This window comes from Thalassobaculum litoreum DSM 18839 (genome assembly GCF_900102465.1).
GTDB classification, from domain to species: domain Bacteria; phylum Pseudomonadota; class Alphaproteobacteria; order Thalassobaculales; family Thalassobaculaceae; genus Thalassobaculum; species Thalassobaculum litoreum.
Genome location: NZ_FNBW01000014.1, coordinates 26,592 through 42,348, shown reverse-complemented (window position 1 = coordinate 42,348; position 15,757 = coordinate 26,592). Strand labels below are relative to the sequence as shown.

The window sequence follows — 15,757 nt, the reverse complement described above, 5'->3', positions numbered from 1 at the left end:
GTGTCACACCTCAGTGCGGGCGGTCGCCCTGCAGCGTCACCCGCCGCATGTGCCGGCGGTGTCCCTCGTAGTCGTTCACCGCCCGGTGCATCAGACAGCGGTTGTCCCAGACCGCGACCGAGCCGCGCTCCCAGCGGAACCGGCATACGAACTCGTCGCGGATCGCGTGGGCGTAGAGAAAGTCGAGCAGCGGCTTGGACTCCGCCTCGCTCCAGTCCCTGAAGCGGATCGTGTAGTTCGGGTTGACGAACAGTCCCTTGCGGCCGGTCTCCGGATGGGTGCGCACCACCGGATGCTCAATCAGCTTGTCGCCCTCCTCGTTGGCGTCGATCGCCATCGAGACCGAGGTGTTCCGGCCGCCCTGGAACTTCGACTGGCTTCCATAGGAGCGGATGCCGCTATGCAGCGCCGTCATCCCCTCCAGGCTGCGCTTCAGGCCGTCGGACAGGGTCTCGTAGGCGGCGTAGAGGTCGGCGAACAGCGTGTCGCCCCCGCGCGGCGGCACGTCGAGCGCGTAGAGCAGCGAGCCCATCGCCGGCGTTTCCAGGAAGCTGGTGTCGGTGTGCCAGTTACCGCCAAAGTTGTATTTCCCGACGTCCTCGGCCTCCTTGACGATGTCGATGATCTCCGGATGGCCGTCCAGCGACTTCACGAAGGGGATCGCCACAGGCTCGCCGAACAGCCGGGCGGCGCGCTTCTGGCGCTCGGGGTCGTCCAGGTCCTGGTCGCGGAAGAACACCACCGAATTGGCCAGAAACGCCGCGTGCACCTCCGCCGCCTGGGCGTTGGACAGCGGCGCGCCGAGATCGACGCCGCGGATGACGGCGCCGATCGAGCCGCCGAGCGGTTCAACGGCGATGGTGTCGTAGCTGGTCATGATGGCGTCCTCCGCACGTTCCCGTTTTGCGACAGTCTAGCCGCTGAAAACGGGAGCGCGAACAGGCGAATGTAGCCACCGATTGAGGTTCTTCTCACACACTTCGTGTGATGCCGCCGTCTACCCTCAGATTCTGCCCGGTGATGTAGGACGACGCGTCGGAGACCAGGAAGGCCGCCACGTCGGCGATCTCCTCGGCCCGGCCGTAGCGGCCCATGGGGATGCGGGCGCGGAACGCCTCCTTCTCCGGCCGGCTGTCGATGAAGCCCGGAAGGATATTGTTCATGCGGATGCCGGCGGCGGCGTATTTGTCGGTCACCAGCTTTGTGAAGGCGGCGAGCCCGGCGCGGAACACGCCGGAGGTGGGGAACGCCTCCTCCGGCTCGAAGGCGGCATAGGTGGAGATGTTGACGATCGTCCCGCCACCCTGCCTCTCCATGACCGGCACGACCAGGCGGGTCATGCGGATCACGTTCATCAGGTAGACGTCCAGGCCCAGGTGCCAGTCCTCGTCGGAGAGCTCCAGCACCGGCCCTTTCGGCCCGTGGCCGGCGGAGTTCACCACCGCGTCGATCCGCCCCCATTTGTCCAGGGCGGCATCGGCCAGCGCCTTCAGTACGTCGGGCTCCAGGTTGGAGCCGGTCACCGAGATGCCGCCGAGTTCCCGCGCGAGATCCTCGCCCTTGCCGGAGGAGGAGTTGATGGCGACGGCATACCCGTCCGCCGCCAGCTTCCGCGCGATCGCCGCGCCCATCCCGGAGCCGGCGGCGGTGATCAGAGCGACTTTGGTGTCGGGCATTCCGTGCCTCTCCAGCTCAATGAATCTCCGGCTCCGGCGTCGCCATGGTGCCCATCAGCACGTCGAAGTCGCAGCCCTTGTCGGCCTGGGTGATGTGGTCGGCGTAGATCGCGCCGAAGCCGCGCTCGAACTTGCGCTGGGGCGGGGTCCAGGCGGCCTTGCGGGCGGCCAGATCCTCGTCGGACACGTCCAGATGCAGGCGACGGCCGTCGACGTCGAGCTCGATCATGTCGCCGTCCTGCACGAAGGCCAGCGGGCCGCCGACCCAGCTTTCGGGCGCCACATGCAGCACGCAGGTGCCGTAGCTGGTGCCGGACATGCGGGCGTCGGAGATCCGCACCATGTCGCGGATGCCCATCTCCAGGATCTTCTTGGGGATCGGCAGCATGCCCCATTCCGGCATGCCCGGGCCGCCCTGGGGACCGGCATGCTTGAGCACGATGACGCTGTCCGGCGTGACCTCGAGGTTCGGATCGTCCAGGCGGGCGGCCATGTCGTTGTAGTCGGCGAAGACCACCGCCGGGCCGCGGTGCTTCATGAACTTCGGGTCCATGGCGGTCTGCTTGATCACCGCCCCGTTGGGCGCCAGGTTGCCGCGCAGCACCGCCAGCCCGCCCTGCTTGCTCATCGGGTTGGCGCGGCGGCGGATGACCTCCTCGTTGTAGACGTCGGCGTTGGCGATATCCTCGCCCAGGGTCTTGCCGGAGACGGTCACCGCGTCGGTGTGCAGCAGGTCCTTCAACTCGCCGAGCAAAGCCGGCAGGCCGCCGGCATAGAAGAAGTCCTCCATCAGCCACCGGCCCGACGGCCGGATATCGGCCAGCCACGGCACCCGGCGCGAGATCGCGTCGAACCGGTCGAGATCGATCGGCAGGCCGAGCCGGCCGGCCATGGCGATCAGGTGGACGATGGCGTTGGTCGAGCCGCCCATGGCCATGACGGTGGAGATCGAGTTCTCGAACGCCCCCTCGGTCATGATGTCGGACGGCTTCAGGTCCTCCCAGACCATGTCGACGATGCGCCGGCCGGACAGGGCGGCCATGCGCGAATGGTTGGAATCCGGCGCGGGGATGGCGCTGGAGCCGGGCAGCGACATGCCCAGGGCCTCGACCGCGCTCATCATCGTGGCCGCCGTGCCCATGGTCATGCAGGTGCCGGGCGAGCGGGCGATGCCCTCCTCGATCTCCTCCCAGTCGCGCTCGGAGATGTTCCCGACCTTCAGCTCGGCCCAGTACTTCCAGGTGTCGGAGCCGGAGCCGAGCGTCTTGCCGTGCCAGTTGCCGCGCAGCATCGGCCCGGCGGGCACGAAGATCGACGGAATGTTCATGCTGGCCGCCCCCATCAGCAGGGCCGGCGTGGTCTTGTCGCAGCCGCCCATCAGCACCGCTCCGTCGGCCGGGTAGGAGCGCAGCAGCTCCTCGGTCTCCATGGCCAGCAGGTTGCGGTACATCATGGTGGTCGGCTTCTGGAACGGCTCCGACAGGGAGATCGCCGGCAGCTCGACCGGGAAGCCGCCGGCCTGCCACACGCCGCGCTTCACCTCTTCGGCGCGCTGGCGGAAGTGGGTGTGACAGGGGTTGATTTCGGACCAGGTGTTGACGATGGCGATCACCGGCTTGCCGTTCCAGTCCTCGCGGCTGTAGCCCATCTGCAGGGTCCGCGAGCGGTGTCCGAAGGCGCGAAGATCGGCCGCCCCGTACCAGCGCGCACTGCGCAGATCCTCGTATGTCTTGCGCGCCATGTATTTCCCTCCGGTCGCTTGCTTGGTTCTGTGTTTTGCCGCAGTCGAGCACCGCACCCGGCGGGGGTCAAGGTGCGGCGTCAGGGTGGCCGAACCGGCCGCGGGCGGCCATACTCTCGGCCTGATTCGCGGAATGCGCCGGGGGGCTCATGGAATTCGACGCACACCACCTGCTGATGATGCTGGGGTTCCTCCTGGCCGCCTATTCGGTCGTCGCCAATGACGCGATCCAGACCCTGGGAACCTTCCTCAGTTCCAACAGCCACCGGCCGTGGTGGGTGCTGTGGCTGTTCGCCGGCGGCATCCTGACGGCCGTCTTCTTCTACGGCTGGTTCGCCTATGACGGCGACATCTCCTACGGGCGCCTGGAGAAGTTCCCGATCCCGGACCTGTTCACCTGGGCCCTGGTCCTGCCGCCGCTGATCGTGCTGATTCTGACCCGCTACGGCATTCCGGTGAGCACGACCTTCCTGATTGAGCACGACCTTCCTGATCCTGACCTCGTTCACCGCCACCGCCCTGCCGGCGATGCTGGTGAAATCGATCGTCGGCTACCTGGTGGCCTTCGGCGTGGGGCTGGTGGTGTATCTGGCGATCAGCAAGCTGTTCTACAGCCGCATCCTGGCGAGCCGGGACCGCGAACCGGCCAGATACTGGGTGGCGCTGCAGTGGATCTCGACCGGCTTCCTGTGGAGCCAGTGGCTGGTCCAGGACCTGGCCAACATCTTCGCCTACCTGCCGCGCCAGCTCGACATGTCGATGCTGATCTTCGCGCTGGTGGTGATGCTGGCCCTGCACGCCTATCTGTTCTACCGGCGCGGCGGCGCGATCCAGGGGATCGTGACCTCCAAGACCAACACCCAGGACATCCGCTCGGCCACGCTGATCGATTTCGCCTATGCGCTGATCCTGATCTTCTTCAAGGAATTGTCGAACGTGCCGATGAGCACCACCTGGGTGTTCCTGGGCCTGCTGGCGGGTCGGGAGATCGGCCTGGTCCTGATGCTGAAGGTGACCTCGCTGAACCAGGCGGGCCGGACCGCGGCGTCGGACATGGCCAAGGCGCTGGCCGGCCTGATCGTGAGCATCGCGGTCGCCTTCGCCATGCCGTACCTGGCGGCCTATACCGGCGGCTTCACCCACGACCACGCCCATCCGGTAACGGTCTCGCCGGATTAAGCAAGGGAGCCGACATGACCGACGCGACACCGACCGTCACCACCCCGACCGTCTCCACCCTGAGCTTCGGCCCGGACCGGGCGGCACCGAACCATCCGACCCTGCCGGTGCTTGTCCTCGGCGGCGTCGTGCCGGCCGGCACCTCGGCGCAGGAGGTGCAGGCCACTGTGCGCCGGAACGGCTGGGGCGGGGCCTGGCTCTACGGTGTGTTTCCCTATCACCACTACCACTCCAACGCCCATGAGGCGCTGATCTGCGTCGGCGGCGAGGCTGACCTGCAGCTCGGCGGCGAGAGCGGGGAGCGGGTGACGGTGAGGCGCGGCGACGCCCTGGTCCTGCCGGCGGGAACCGGACACAAGTGCCTGTCGGCCAGCGGCGATTTCCTGGTCTGCGGCTGCTATCCGCCGGGCCAGGAGAACCCCGACCTCAAGCGCGAGAACGACCCCCGCGACGGTGTGGACGCCCGGATCGCCGCTGTTCCCCTGCCGCAGACCGACCCGCTGTTCGGGCCGGTCGGACCGCTGCTGGACGCTTGGGTCCGGTAGACCGCTACATGCGGGCGCCGGCCCGGCGGCGTTTCTTGACCTGATTGGGATCGACCTTCGGCTTCGCCTGTTCCTCTTTGGCCGCCGCGACCCGCTGCTCCAGTTCCTTGTCGACCGTATTGTCGGTCCAATTGACCATGGTGCGGACCATCTGGACGCGCGCCATCTCGAAGCCGCGCCGGACCTTCGACCGGTCGTCGTTCTGGTTCACCTCCTCGTCCGGCATGATCGGCAGATTGGCCAGGATATAGCCGATCGCGTCATCGATGGTTTCGCCCTCTTTGCTGTCCAGGGCGGTGAACCAGATCCTGCACAGGTGGCTCCAGCCATCGAGCGCATAGGACACGTCGCGGCGGATCTGCTGGGCGAAGCCCTTGGTCTTATCGTACTCGCGGAAGACGTTCATGAAGTACGAGAAGAACTGCTCGATCTGATTGAAACGGTCGTCGACGTAGTCGAGAAAGTCCTTGATCGCGAACCGCACGAGCGTGATCCGGTCGGACGTCTCCGTGCGCGCCGTCTTTGAGTACTGCGTCATCGTCCGGTCCATCCGCTTGATCTCGTTCCGAGTCCGCGTCAGGAAGCCGTCGGTCTTGTTTTCCGCCTCGATGTTCACCGCGCCGAACGGCGCCATGTAGCTGGTCAGTTCCTCCAGGCGCTTGTTCACCACCTTCACCGGCGCGTCGAGCTCCTCCGAGGCGAAGGACAGCACGCGCTCGGTCAGGGCCGAGGCGTCAAGCCCGGCCTCCTTGCTGGCCTCCTTATCCTTGGTGAGCCGCATCAGCAGCGCGGTATCGGCACTTGCCATGAAGGCGTCGCCCTTGCGGATGCCGCAATCCCGGGTGAGCTGAGCCAGGAAGCTGAGATAGGTCATCAGCCGGTCCTGCTTCTCCCGGTCGACCTCCAGCGCCGCCTGCTGCCGGACCTCCTCGGTCTCGCCCATGGTCTGGTCGACGCGGATGCGGATCTCCCGCACCTTGAAGGGATCCGGGGATTCCGAGTCGTCGATGTCGTCGATGCGCTGGTACAGCTCCTTGTCGCGCAGGGTCATGCCGGCGAAGGCCGGCACGTCCCGCCAGGGCAGGATCATGACGCTGCGGGAATCGGTCCCGCCCATGCCGCTCGGCACGGTGATCTCCCAGTCCAGCTCGCGGCCCAGATCGACCACACGCAGGCGGCATTCGCGCAGACTGGTGCTCTCGAACGGAACGCTGGCGCCGCGCGCTTCAAAGCTCATCGGCAGGGGGCGGCCCTTGCGGCTCATCGCGGCGCCTCCTGGATCGACTCATTGAAGTTGCTCCAGGTCGACTGATCCACCGCCGCGGCCGCCCGGTCCAGGATCATGTCCGGGTCGGTCTCGCTGCCGCCGAAGGTGGTCATGCCGATGTTGCAGCGCACGGCGATCCGCCGGCCCGCATAGTCGATCGGATGGCCGCAGGCTTCCCGCAGCCGGCCGGCCAGGACCTGGGCGCCCTCCAGGGTCAGGCCGGTCGCCACCAGACTGGCGAACCAGTTGCGGCCGAGCCAGGAGACGATGTCGGCCGAGCGCATGGTCGCGCACAGCCGCGTGCAGATCAGCTCGGCCAGCGCTTCCGAGGGGACCGTCTCCTCGGGCACGACGCGGAGCAGGATCATGTAGCCGATCTGGCCGTGGCGATGAACCACGGACCCGGTATAGGCGATCAGCCAGCGCAAGGCCTGACCGTCGACGCAGTTCTCCTGGTCGATCACGCCGTTCCCGAAGCCGGAGGACCGGGCGCTGTCGGCCCGCCGGATCTGCAGCGCGATCGTTTCCGGCACGGGGCCGTCCACCTCGGCGGCGACAATGTAATGATCCGCCCCGCGGCTCATCGCCTGCAGGCCGTCCGCATGGGTCGGCACGATGACCACCGAGGTGACGCCATCCTGGCAGATCGGGCCGCCGCAGTCGGAATCCAGCGCCAGAGATCCGATGACGACGCCGCCGGGCGGCACCTCGAGCCAGGACTCGCAGGTCTCGGGCCCCCGAAACCCGCGTCCGCCCTCGCCGATCATCCGCTGAGCCGCAACCTGGGCCGCCAGATCCGCTCCCGAAATATAGATCGAACGCTCCATTCCTACCTTCTCCCGACCCCAACGGATGTGGCCACCCGACCCCCGGCCGGTAAACTCCCCAACCTTCTATTGCCCGCCATACGCGTGCCGATGAAGGCCTTCTCCTACCGCGGCCCTGTATTCCGACCGCGGAACCGGGCGAACACCATCGGGCGACCGCCGCATGCATTGGGACACCGTCCATCCGACAAGAGTGGCCGGACGAGAGCCAGACGACACCGAACCCCGAGAACCCCTTCAACTTACAAAGTATTTTAAAATCTTTCGAACTGCCGCCCAGAACCCCCAGTATTCGTAGAATGTAGCATATCCGGAATTTTCGTCTCAACCGGAAAGCCCATCAAAATCAAGACAATTAAATGCCTTTTGCTTTTGACTTCACCACGGCAGGAGCATTTCTGTTCTCATCGAAATGTAACATCTTATGCAGATGCCCATAACGACTGGAAATAGACCTTCCGCACCGCTCGCCGACGAAAGAACTAAGGTCAGCACTTTAAGAATGGGTTAACCGCCATGGTCCCGCGGTCCGGCACCCCTCGCACCCCCGCGGCGGCCGGCGGCAGGCAGGCGCGGGGGTCACGCCGCGCTCTCGCCTGAAGATACGCGCGGGTCCGGAATTTCTCGCAATGCGGGTGGACGCCGCACCGCCGGCGGCAAAGGAGAGCATGCCCCCGGACATGGGGGGACATGCTTGCGATCAGTAGCGCAGTTCCTCGAACACCGGGTCGACGCTGCCGTTCCAGCGGCCGTTATAGGCCTCGATCAGGTCGGCTGCCTGGCTGCGGCCGGTGGCGACGATCTCTTCCAGCGGCTGCAGGTAGCCGGTCTCGTCACTGCCCTGGTAGTCGAGACGGGCACGGCGCTTCAGGCCCTCGCGGGCCAGATCCACCACATCGGCCGACCAGTCCTTGAGGCTGCGGCCGCGGAACTCGGCGGCAAGGCCGTGACGGGGAACCGCGTTGCGGAGCTCCTCCTGCTCCTGGACCGTCCAGTCGCGGCAGAGCTGCCAGGCCTGGTCCTGCACGCCCGGGTCGTAGAGAAGACCGACCCAAAGGGCCGGCAGGGCGCAGATGCGGCCCCAGGGACCGCCGTCGGCGCCGCGCATCTCGATGTACTTCTTCAGACGGACTTCCTGGAAGACGGTGGTGGTGTGGTCCGACCAGTCGCCCATGGAGGCGGTGTGGCCCGCCACCTCCGGCAGCTTTCCGTCGATGAAGTCGCGGAAGCTCTTGCCCGCCACGTCGATGTACTGGCCGTCGCGGTAGACGAAGTACATCGGCACGTCGAGCAGGTAGTCGACATAGCGCTCGAAGCCGAAGCCCTCCTCGAAGACGAAGGGAAGCATGCCGCAGCGGTCCGGGTCGGTGTCGGTCCAGACATGGCTGCGGAAGGTGCGGAACCCGTTCAGCTTGCCCTCGGTGAAGGGCGAGTTGGCGAACAGGGCGGTGGCGATCGGCTGAAGCGCCAGCGAGATCCGGTACTTCTCCACCATGTCGGCCTCGGACTCGAAGTCGAGATTGGCCTGGATGGTGCAGGTCCGCTTCATCATGTCGAGGCCGAGCGAGCCCTTCTTGGGCATGTAGGCGCTCATGATCCCGTAGCGGCCCTTCGGCATCCACGTGATGTCCTCGCGGGTCGAGGTCGGGTCGAATCCGAGGCCGAGCATGCCGACCCCGAGTTCGTCGCAGACCTCGCGCACCTGGGCGAGGTGGGTATGCACCTCGTCGCAGGTCTGGTGCAGGTTGTCGAGCGGCGCGCCGGAGAGCTCGAACTGGCCGCCCGGCTCCAGGGTGATGGCGCAGCGGTTCTGGGTCAGGGCGATGACCTTGCCCTTCTCCTCGATGCCTTCCCAGCCGAAGCGCTTGAGGCCGTTCAGGATCGCACCGATCCCGTCCGACCCTTCGTAGGGCAGCCGCTTGTGGTCGGACAGGCGGAAGGCGAACTTCTCGTGTTCGGTCCCGACCTTCCAGTCACTGCGGGGCGTGACGGCGGAGGAGAACCACTCGATCAGCTGCGCCTTGTCGGTGATGGGCGCGCCCTGATCTTCAGGCGGACGGGACATTGAGCCTCCGGTATCAGTCGTGGCGAGCGGTCCAATCGCCCACGAGCGCCTGCCAGATGGCAAGCACCGCGAGCGCGGCCGTGTCGGCGCGCAGGAGACGCTCTCCCAGGCTGACACGCGTAACAAACGGCAGCTTCCGAAGCCGGTCAAGTTCCGGTTCGGCAAAGCCCCCTTCCGGTCCGATCAGGAATCCGGCCCTTGTCATCGGACGCTCCCGATGCATGGACAGCGCCTCGGCGATCGGCGGGCCGCCGGTCTCGTCGGCCAGAATCAGGGCGCGATCGGCCGGCCAGGCCTCGATCAGCGCCTCCAGTTTGGCCGGTTCGCGGACATCCGGGACGGTCAGCCGGTCGCTCTGCTCCGCCGCCTCGACGGCATTGGCGCGCAGCCGCTCGGTGTTCACCCGGTCGACCATGGTGTGCCGGGTCATCACCGGCCAGAGCACCGACGCGCCGAGTTCCGTCGCCTTCTGGGCGGTGAAATCGATCCGCGCCCGCTTGATCGGCGCGAAGGCGAGCCAGACATCGGGCTCGGCGCGCTGCGGGCGGGTCTGTTCTATGACGGCGAGGTCGGCGGACTTCTTGGCGACCGACGCGATCTCGGCGCGCCATTCGCCGTCGCGGCCGTTGAACAGCGCCACCCCCTCGCCGGGGCCGAGGCGCAGCACGTTCTTCAGGTAATGGGCCTGATCCTGGCCAAGCGCCACCACCCCGCCCGCCGCGAGCGGGGCGTCGACATAGAGCCGCGTTTCGATCCCGTCCTTCATGGGCGCGGTGTAGCCGGGGAGCCGGGGATGGGCAAGCGGGGTGTCGGTGCGCATTGCTTGTTCACGCACCTTCATTCTCTCATTGCCGTCATCCCGGTTCGCCCTCGGACCTGATCCGGGGCGAGACCGGGACCCAGGGTCCGGCAGTTGGGGCTGGGTCCCGGCCGACCTCCGGGTCGAGCCCGGAGCTCGCCGGGATGACGGCTGAGGAAAAGGGTGGCGGCCGTTTACAGCCGCTCCACCCAGTCGGAGCGGTCGTAGGGCGGGGTGCCGGCATCGGCGAAGTATTCCTCCGCGCTCAGGATCTTGCCGCCCATCACCCGATAGAACCCGACCGCATACACATCCTCCTCGCCATTGGAGATGTGGATCCGGGCCACCGCCCCCTCGGCCGTGGCGTCCACGGTCTTCACCGCGATCTTCCAGTCGCCCGGATAGGTCCGGTTGAGCCCGACGTAATTGGCCGGAGAGGCGATCCGCTCCCCGGTCTGCGGCCAGATCGCCTGGAAACCGCCGTCGAGCAGCCGCACCACCGAGTCCCAGTCGCGATGGTTCATCCGTTCCCACAGGGCGCGCACCGGGTCGGTCGGATCCGAAATCATGGTCGCCAGCATGCCAGCCTCCTGTTGCCGGGCTCGTAGTGCCAGGGCCGCAGATGTTCTATTTTTGTTCTAACGCTGTCAAGCTTGATTGCGCCGCGGGCTGCGCGTAGGGTCCGCACCCGTTTTCAGCGCCTTTTCCGCGCCCCGTTCCGCGCGGCGCCCCGCGCAACTGACCGCCTGAAGGAGAGCCTGCGATGTCGGACGACTACGACGACGAGACCGCCCCCGCGCCCGCCAGCAACAATTCGGGCATTACCTCCGCCAGCGAAGGCGATTCCCCCTATGTCGGCGGCATCAACGCCGGCCAGCTCGAGTCCTTCATCCAGCGGATCGAGAACCTGGAGGAGGAGAAGGCGAACCTGATGGCCGACATCAAGGAGATCTTCGCCGAAGCCAAGGCCCAGGGCTACGACGTGAAGATCATGCGCCAGATCCTGCGCCTGCGGAAAATGGAAGAAGACGACCGCGACGAGTTGGAGACCCTGCTGGAAGTCTACAAGCGCGCGCTCGGAATGGCCTAAGGGCTCACTCCACCTCTACTCCGCTCCCCAAAACACCGTCATCCCGGCGACGTCCGGACTTGATCCGGAGGTCGGCCGGGACCTAGCCGCCGGACGCCAGGGGCCCGGGCAGTCCCCGGATCAGGTCCGGGGTCTCCCGGGATGACGACCGGGGAGTGTTTGACGGCGCCCCCTACTCCGCCGCCTTCCGTGCCGCGTCCGGGTTGCGGAGCTGCTCCTCCAGCGCCTTCACCTTGGCCTCGGCCCGCTCCACATGGGCCTCCTTCACATGGCCGTAGCCGCGGATCTGTTCCGGCACCAGGGCCAGGTCGACCGCCACCGGGTGGGTCTGCGGTGAGAGTCCGTCGGCCAGCCGCTCCATGCGGGCGATGTACTCCTCGCGCAGGCGGCGCTCCATCTTCCGCTCCTCGGTCTTGCCGAAGACGTCGAAGGCACCGCCGCGCAGGCCCTTGAACTTCGCCAGCATGCCGAAAGCGCTCAGCATCCACGGGCCGTAGACCGATTTCTGCAGCTTGCCGGTCTCCGGATCGCGCTTGGCGAAGAGCGGCGGGGCCAGGTTGAACTCCAGCTTGAAGTCGCCCTCGAACGTGTCGTGGAGCTGCTTGCGGAAGGTGCCGTCGGTGTAGAGCCGGGCGACCTCGTACTCGTCCTTGATCGCCATCAGCTTGTAGGCGTAGCGGGCCACCGCCTTGGCCATGGCGTCGCTGCCCGGCACCGCCTTCTTCTCGGCCGCTTCCACCTTGTCGACCAGCGCCTTGTAACGGCCGGCATAGGCCGCGTCCTGGTACTCGGTCAGAATGTTGAAGCGCCGCTCGACCATCTCCGCCAGGGTCTCCGGCGCGGTCCGGGCCGGCGCCTCGGTCTTCGGGGCGACGATCCGCTCTACCGCTTCGCGGTCATGGGCGGTGCGGCGGCCCCACAGGAAGGCCTGCTTGTTGAAGTCGACGGCGACCGCGTTCAGCTCAATCGCTCGCTCGATGGCGGCGGCGGACAGCGGCACCAACCCCTGCTGATAGGCATAGCCCAGCATGAAGAGGTTGGAGGCGATGCTGTCGCCCAGCAGTTTGGTGGCGATCCGGTTGGCGTCCACGAACTCGGCGGAATTGTCGCCGGCGACCTCGCGGATCTGGGTCTTCATGGCCTCGGCCGGGAAGTGCAGGTCCGGGTTCTGGGTGAAGGCGCCGGTCATGGTCTCCTGGGTGTTGACCACGGCCCGGGTGCGCTCCCGGCTCATCGCCTTCAGCCCGTCCTTCGACACCGCCGTGGCGATGTCGCAGGCCAGCATGAGGTCGGCCGAGCCGGTGGCGACGCGCGGGGCGTGCACGGCGTCGGGCGAGCTTGCGACCTTCACATGGCTGATCACCGCGCCGCCCTTCTGGGCGAGGCCGGTCATGTCCAGGATGCTGGTGCCCTTGCCCTCAAGATGGGCGGCCATGCCGATCAGCGCGCCGATCGTCACCACGCCGGTGCCGCCGATGCCGGTGACCAGGATGCCGTAAGGCTCGTCCAGACCGGGGAGCGCAGGCTCCGGCAGTGCTTCGAAGACCGGCGGCGGCGTGTCCGACTTGCCCGCCTGGCCTGTGCTCTTGCGGACCTTGCCGCCGATCACGTTGACGAAGCTCGGGCAGAAGCCCTTCACGCAGGAATAGTCCTTGTTGCAGGTCGACTGGTCGATCTTACGCTTGCGGCCGAACTCGGTCTCCACCGGCTGGATCGACACGCAGTTCGACTGCACGCCGCAATCGCCGCAGCCCTCGCAGACCTGCTCGTTGATGAAGATCCGCTTGTTCGGGTCCTCCATCAGGCCGCGCTTGCGCCGGCGGCGCTTCTCCGCGGCACAGGTCTGGTCGTAGATGATGACCGTCACACCGGGCGTCTCCCGCAGGTCGCGCTGCAGGCTGTCGAGGTCGTCGCGGTGATGGACCTTCGTGCCCTCGGGCCAGATGCTGTCGGAGGGATACTTGTCGGGATCGTCGGTGACCACGTCGACCCGGGCCACACCTTCGGCGGCGACCATGCGGGCGATGATCCAGGGGGTGAGCTGGCTGTCCGACGGCTGACCGCCGGTCATGGCGACGGCGTCGTTGAACAGGATCTTGTAGGTCATGGTCGCCTTGGCGGCGACCGCCTGGCGAATCGCGAGGCTGCCCGAATGGTTGAAAGTGCCGTCGCCCAGATTGGCGAAGATGTGCTTGGTCTCGGTGAACGGCGCCATGCCGACCCAGGGCACGCCCTCGCCGCCCATCTGGGTGAAGGTCTCGGTGCTGCGCGGCATCCAGGACGCCAGGAAGTGGCAGCCGATGCCCGCCATGGCGCGGGAGCCGTCCGGCACCTTGGTGGAGGTGTTGTGCGGACAGCCGGAGCAGAAATACGGGGTGCGCGCGAAGTCGGAAGGCTTGGCCTGCTCCGACTTCATGCGCTGCTCGACCAGGGCGCGGCGCGCCTTGATCCGCTCCAGATCGGCGATCTCCAGCACCCGGTCGGCGATGGCCAGCGCGATCTCGTTGGCGAACAGCTCGCCGTTGACCCGGAACAGCGGCTTGCCGTCGATTGTCTTCTTACCCTCGACCTTCGGCTGGCGGGCATGGGGCTGGTCGTAGAGGATCTCCTTGAGCTGCCACTCGATCAGCGAGCGTTTCTCCTCGATCACCAGCACCTTTTCGGCGTCGGCCGTGGCGGCGATCGCCCCGCTGGGCTCCAGCGGCCAGGACATGCCGACCTTGTAGAGGCGCAGGCCGATGTCGCGGGCCATCTCGGCGTCGATGCCGAGATCGTCCAGCGCCTGGCGCACGTCGAGATAGGACTTGCCGGTGGTGACGATCACCAGACGCGGCTTGTCGGTGTCCCAGACCACCGTGTCGAAGGCGTTCGCCTGGGTGAAGGCGCGGACCGCCGGCAGCTTGAAATCCTGCAGCCGCTGCTCCTGGCTGGTCCAGTCGTCGGGCCAGCGGATGTTGAGCCCGCCCGGCGGCATGTCGAACTCGGGAATGGTGATGTTCACCGACTCCGGATCGGCAGTGACCGAGGCCGTGCTGTCCATGATCTCGGCGGTGGTCTTGAAGCCGATCCAGCAGCCGCTGAACCGGCTGAGCGCGATGCCGAGCAGACCGAAGTCGAGCGTGTCCTGCACCCCGGCCGGGTTCAGCACCGGCACGTTGGCGTCGACGAAGGCGTATTCGCTCTGGTGCGGGACGGTGGAGGACTTGGCGGTGTGGTCGTCGCCGGCGAACAGCAGGACGCCGCCGAGCTTGGACGAGCCGGCGAAGTTGCCGTGCTTGAACACGTCGCCGGAGCGGTCGACGCCCGGCCCCTTGCCGTACCATAGGCCGACAACGCCGTCGGCGGTCGCCCCCTGGAACAGGCCCGGCTGCTGCGAGCCCCACACGGAGGTCGCCGCCAGTTCCTCGTTCACCCCCGGGGTGAAGTGGATGCGGTGCTCCTTGAGCAGCTTGCCGGCGCGCCAGAGCTGCTGGTCGTAGGTGCCGAGCGGCGAGCCCCGGTAGCCGGAGATATAGGTCGCGGTGTCATGCCCGGCAGCCTGGTCGATCCGCCGCTGGATCATCGGCAGGCGTACGAGCGCCTGGACGCCGGTCAGGAAGATCCGTCCCCGGTCGAGGGTGTACTTGTCGTCGAGCGAGACAGTCGCGAGGGCGCTCGCGGACTGTGCGGTACTGGACTGCGCGGTACTGGACCGATCCATGCCATGGCCTCCCGGCTCGTCTGGTTGTGCCCCCCTGATGTGGGATGCGAGCCTCTGTCTCAAAGGTAAAGGTTACTGACCTAACCGACAACCGGCCGTCGGTCGCCCCCTGCTCCGGAGCGTCGATTACGACAGACGTGCCCGGTCCTGGCAATGCACGCAGGTGGGCTGCGGGGCCGGTCCGGACGCTAAATCGACTCGACACCGACAAAGGCGACGAAGTCGTTGGTGAAGCGGGGATTGTCGACCCGGTTGGTGTCGCGCCCCATCTCCGACTGATCCACCGTGCCGATCAGGAAGCGGGCGGTGCCGTCCTCGTCGCGCAGCGGCAGCACGAGCCGGCGCGCATAGTAGACCGCCTTGCCGTCCCGGTAGACGCGGCCGCTGGTGAACATGATCTCGGCTTCGGACAGAATCCGCTCGCAGCGGCTGCTGATCAATCGGCTCATGTCCTGATCGAAGATCTCGTGCACGTACCGTCCGCGCATCGGCATGTTGAAGTTCCGCCGGATGCTCTCGCCGATCAGACGGTAAAAGCAGGCACCGCCGGCGTCGCGCTCCAGGACCCAGACGAAGGGCAGAAGGCCGGCCTTGGCCAGGATGATGGGGTCCAGGGCGGATCGCGCCGCCATGACGTTGCCGACCCGGGCCGCTTTCCAGATGTCGAGCAGCGCCGCGCAGCGTGGCGCGTGACCGATCCTCTCCAGAACCACGTGACGTGGCCCGGTCCACTCCTCCGTCACCTCGCCATCCGTCACGTCGTCCCCCATACCCACCGACTATATCGCTAGCAAATTGGCTCCCGAAGTTCGAGGAAATACTGATTTACTCACTCCGGGACGCCCACCTGCCGCGGCGGGAGCGGAAA

The 15,757-nt window shown here is 66.8% G+C and carries 13 protein-coding genes; 3 read left to right on the top strand and 10 right to left on the bottom strand.

What is annotated here, in order from left to right:
- Window positions 1-10: 10 nt before the first annotated feature.
- The 3 genes from BLS34_RS19750 to araD form a co-directional block, all read right to left on the bottom strand.
- Window positions 11-877 carry a TauD/TfdA dioxygenase family protein gene (locus tag BLS34_RS19750; protein ID WP_028795893.1) on the bottom strand — a complete coding sequence of 289 codons (867 nt, stop codon included), beginning with the start codon at window positions 875-877 and terminating at the stop codon, window positions 11-13.
- Between the two features lie 94 nt (window positions 878-971).
- Window positions 972-1,676 (bottom strand): SDR family oxidoreductase, encoded by a 705-nt coding sequence (locus BLS34_RS19745; protein ID WP_093153118.1) that lies wholly within the window; start codon window positions 1,674-1,676, stop codon window positions 972-974.
- Between the two features lie 16 nt (window positions 1,677-1,692).
- Complete coding sequence (gene araD / locus BLS34_RS19740) at window positions 1,693-3,417, bottom strand: L-arabinonate dehydratase (protein ID WP_028795895.1); 1,725 nt, start codon at window positions 3,415-3,417, stop codon at window positions 1,693-1,695.
- Between the two features lie 474 nt (window positions 3,418-3,891).
- On the opposite strand from araD, the gene BLS34_RS19735 reads away from it, so the two are divergent.
- Window positions 3,892-4,596 carry a hypothetical protein gene (locus BLS34_RS19735; RefSeq protein ID WP_215906169.1) on the top strand — a complete coding sequence of 235 codons (705 nt, stop codon included), beginning with the start codon at window positions 3,892-3,894 and terminating at the stop codon, window positions 4,594-4,596.
- A gap of 14 nt (window positions 4,597-4,610) precedes the next feature.
- The gene (locus BLS34_RS19730) at window positions 4,611-5,141 is read left to right on the top strand and encodes a cupin domain-containing protein (protein ID WP_093153115.1); all 531 of its coding nucleotides are present in this window, start codon (window positions 4,611-4,613) and stop codon (window positions 5,139-5,141) included.
- 4 nt (window positions 5,142-5,145) lie between these two features.
- Here the strand turns inward: BLS34_RS19730 and BLS34_RS19725 are convergent, their stop codons facing one another.
- The 5 genes from BLS34_RS19725 to BLS34_RS19705 all read right to left on the bottom strand — a co-directional run bounded on the left by BLS34_RS19725 (window position 5,146) and on the right by BLS34_RS19705 (window position 10,680).
- Window positions 5,146-6,405, bottom strand: a complete 1,260-nt coding sequence (locus BLS34_RS19725; protein ID WP_093153113.1) for a hypothetical protein — start codon at window positions 6,403-6,405, stop codon at window positions 5,146-5,148.
- Window positions 6,402-7,235 carry a nucleotidyl cyclase domain-containing protein gene (locus tag BLS34_RS19720; RefSeq protein WP_093153110.1) on the bottom strand — a complete coding sequence of 278 codons (834 nt, stop codon included), beginning with the start codon at window positions 7,233-7,235 and terminating at the stop codon, window positions 6,402-6,404. Before BLS34_RS19720 ends, BLS34_RS19725 begins: the two co-directional genes overlap by 4 nt.
- 700 nt (window positions 7,236-7,935) lie before the next feature.
- Complete coding sequence (locus BLS34_RS19715; RefSeq protein WP_093153109.1) at window positions 7,936-9,300, bottom strand: glutamate--cysteine ligase; 1,365 nt, start codon at window positions 9,298-9,300, stop codon at window positions 7,936-7,938.
- 13 nt (window positions 9,301-9,313) lie between these two features.
- Entirely contained in the window at window positions 9,314-10,135 is an 822-nt protein-coding gene (locus tag BLS34_RS19710; protein WP_342740354.1) for a 16S rRNA (uracil(1498)-N(3))-methyltransferase, read from the bottom strand.
- Window positions 10,136-10,293: 158 nt separating this feature from the next.
- On the bottom strand, window positions 10,294-10,680 hold the full coding sequence (locus tag BLS34_RS19705) for a nuclear transport factor 2 family protein (RefSeq protein ID WP_093153106.1): 387 nt from the start codon (window positions 10,678-10,680) through the stop codon (window positions 10,294-10,296).
- A gap of 182 nt (window positions 10,681-10,862) precedes the next feature.
- Here BLS34_RS19705 and BLS34_RS19700 point away from each other — a divergent pair, with 182 nt between their 5' ends.
- Window positions 10,863-11,189: a DUF2312 domain-containing protein gene (locus BLS34_RS19700; protein WP_093153104.1), complete on the top strand. Its 327-nt coding sequence runs from the start codon at window positions 10,863-10,865 to the stop codon at window positions 11,187-11,189.
- Between the two features lie 172 nt (window positions 11,190-11,361).
- Here BLS34_RS19700 and BLS34_RS19695 read toward each other — a convergent pair whose 3' ends face one another.
- Window positions 11,362-14,889, bottom strand: a complete 3,528-nt coding sequence (locus tag BLS34_RS19695; RefSeq protein WP_093153101.1) for an indolepyruvate ferredoxin oxidoreductase family protein — start codon at window positions 14,887-14,889, stop codon at window positions 11,362-11,364.
- A 188-nt stretch (window positions 14,890-15,077) separates the two neighbouring features.
- Complete coding sequence (locus BLS34_RS19690) at window positions 15,078-15,647, bottom strand: PAS domain-containing protein (RefSeq protein ID WP_175474311.1); 570 nt, start codon at window positions 15,645-15,647, stop codon at window positions 15,078-15,080.
- Window positions 15,648-15,757: the final 110 nt, after the last annotated feature.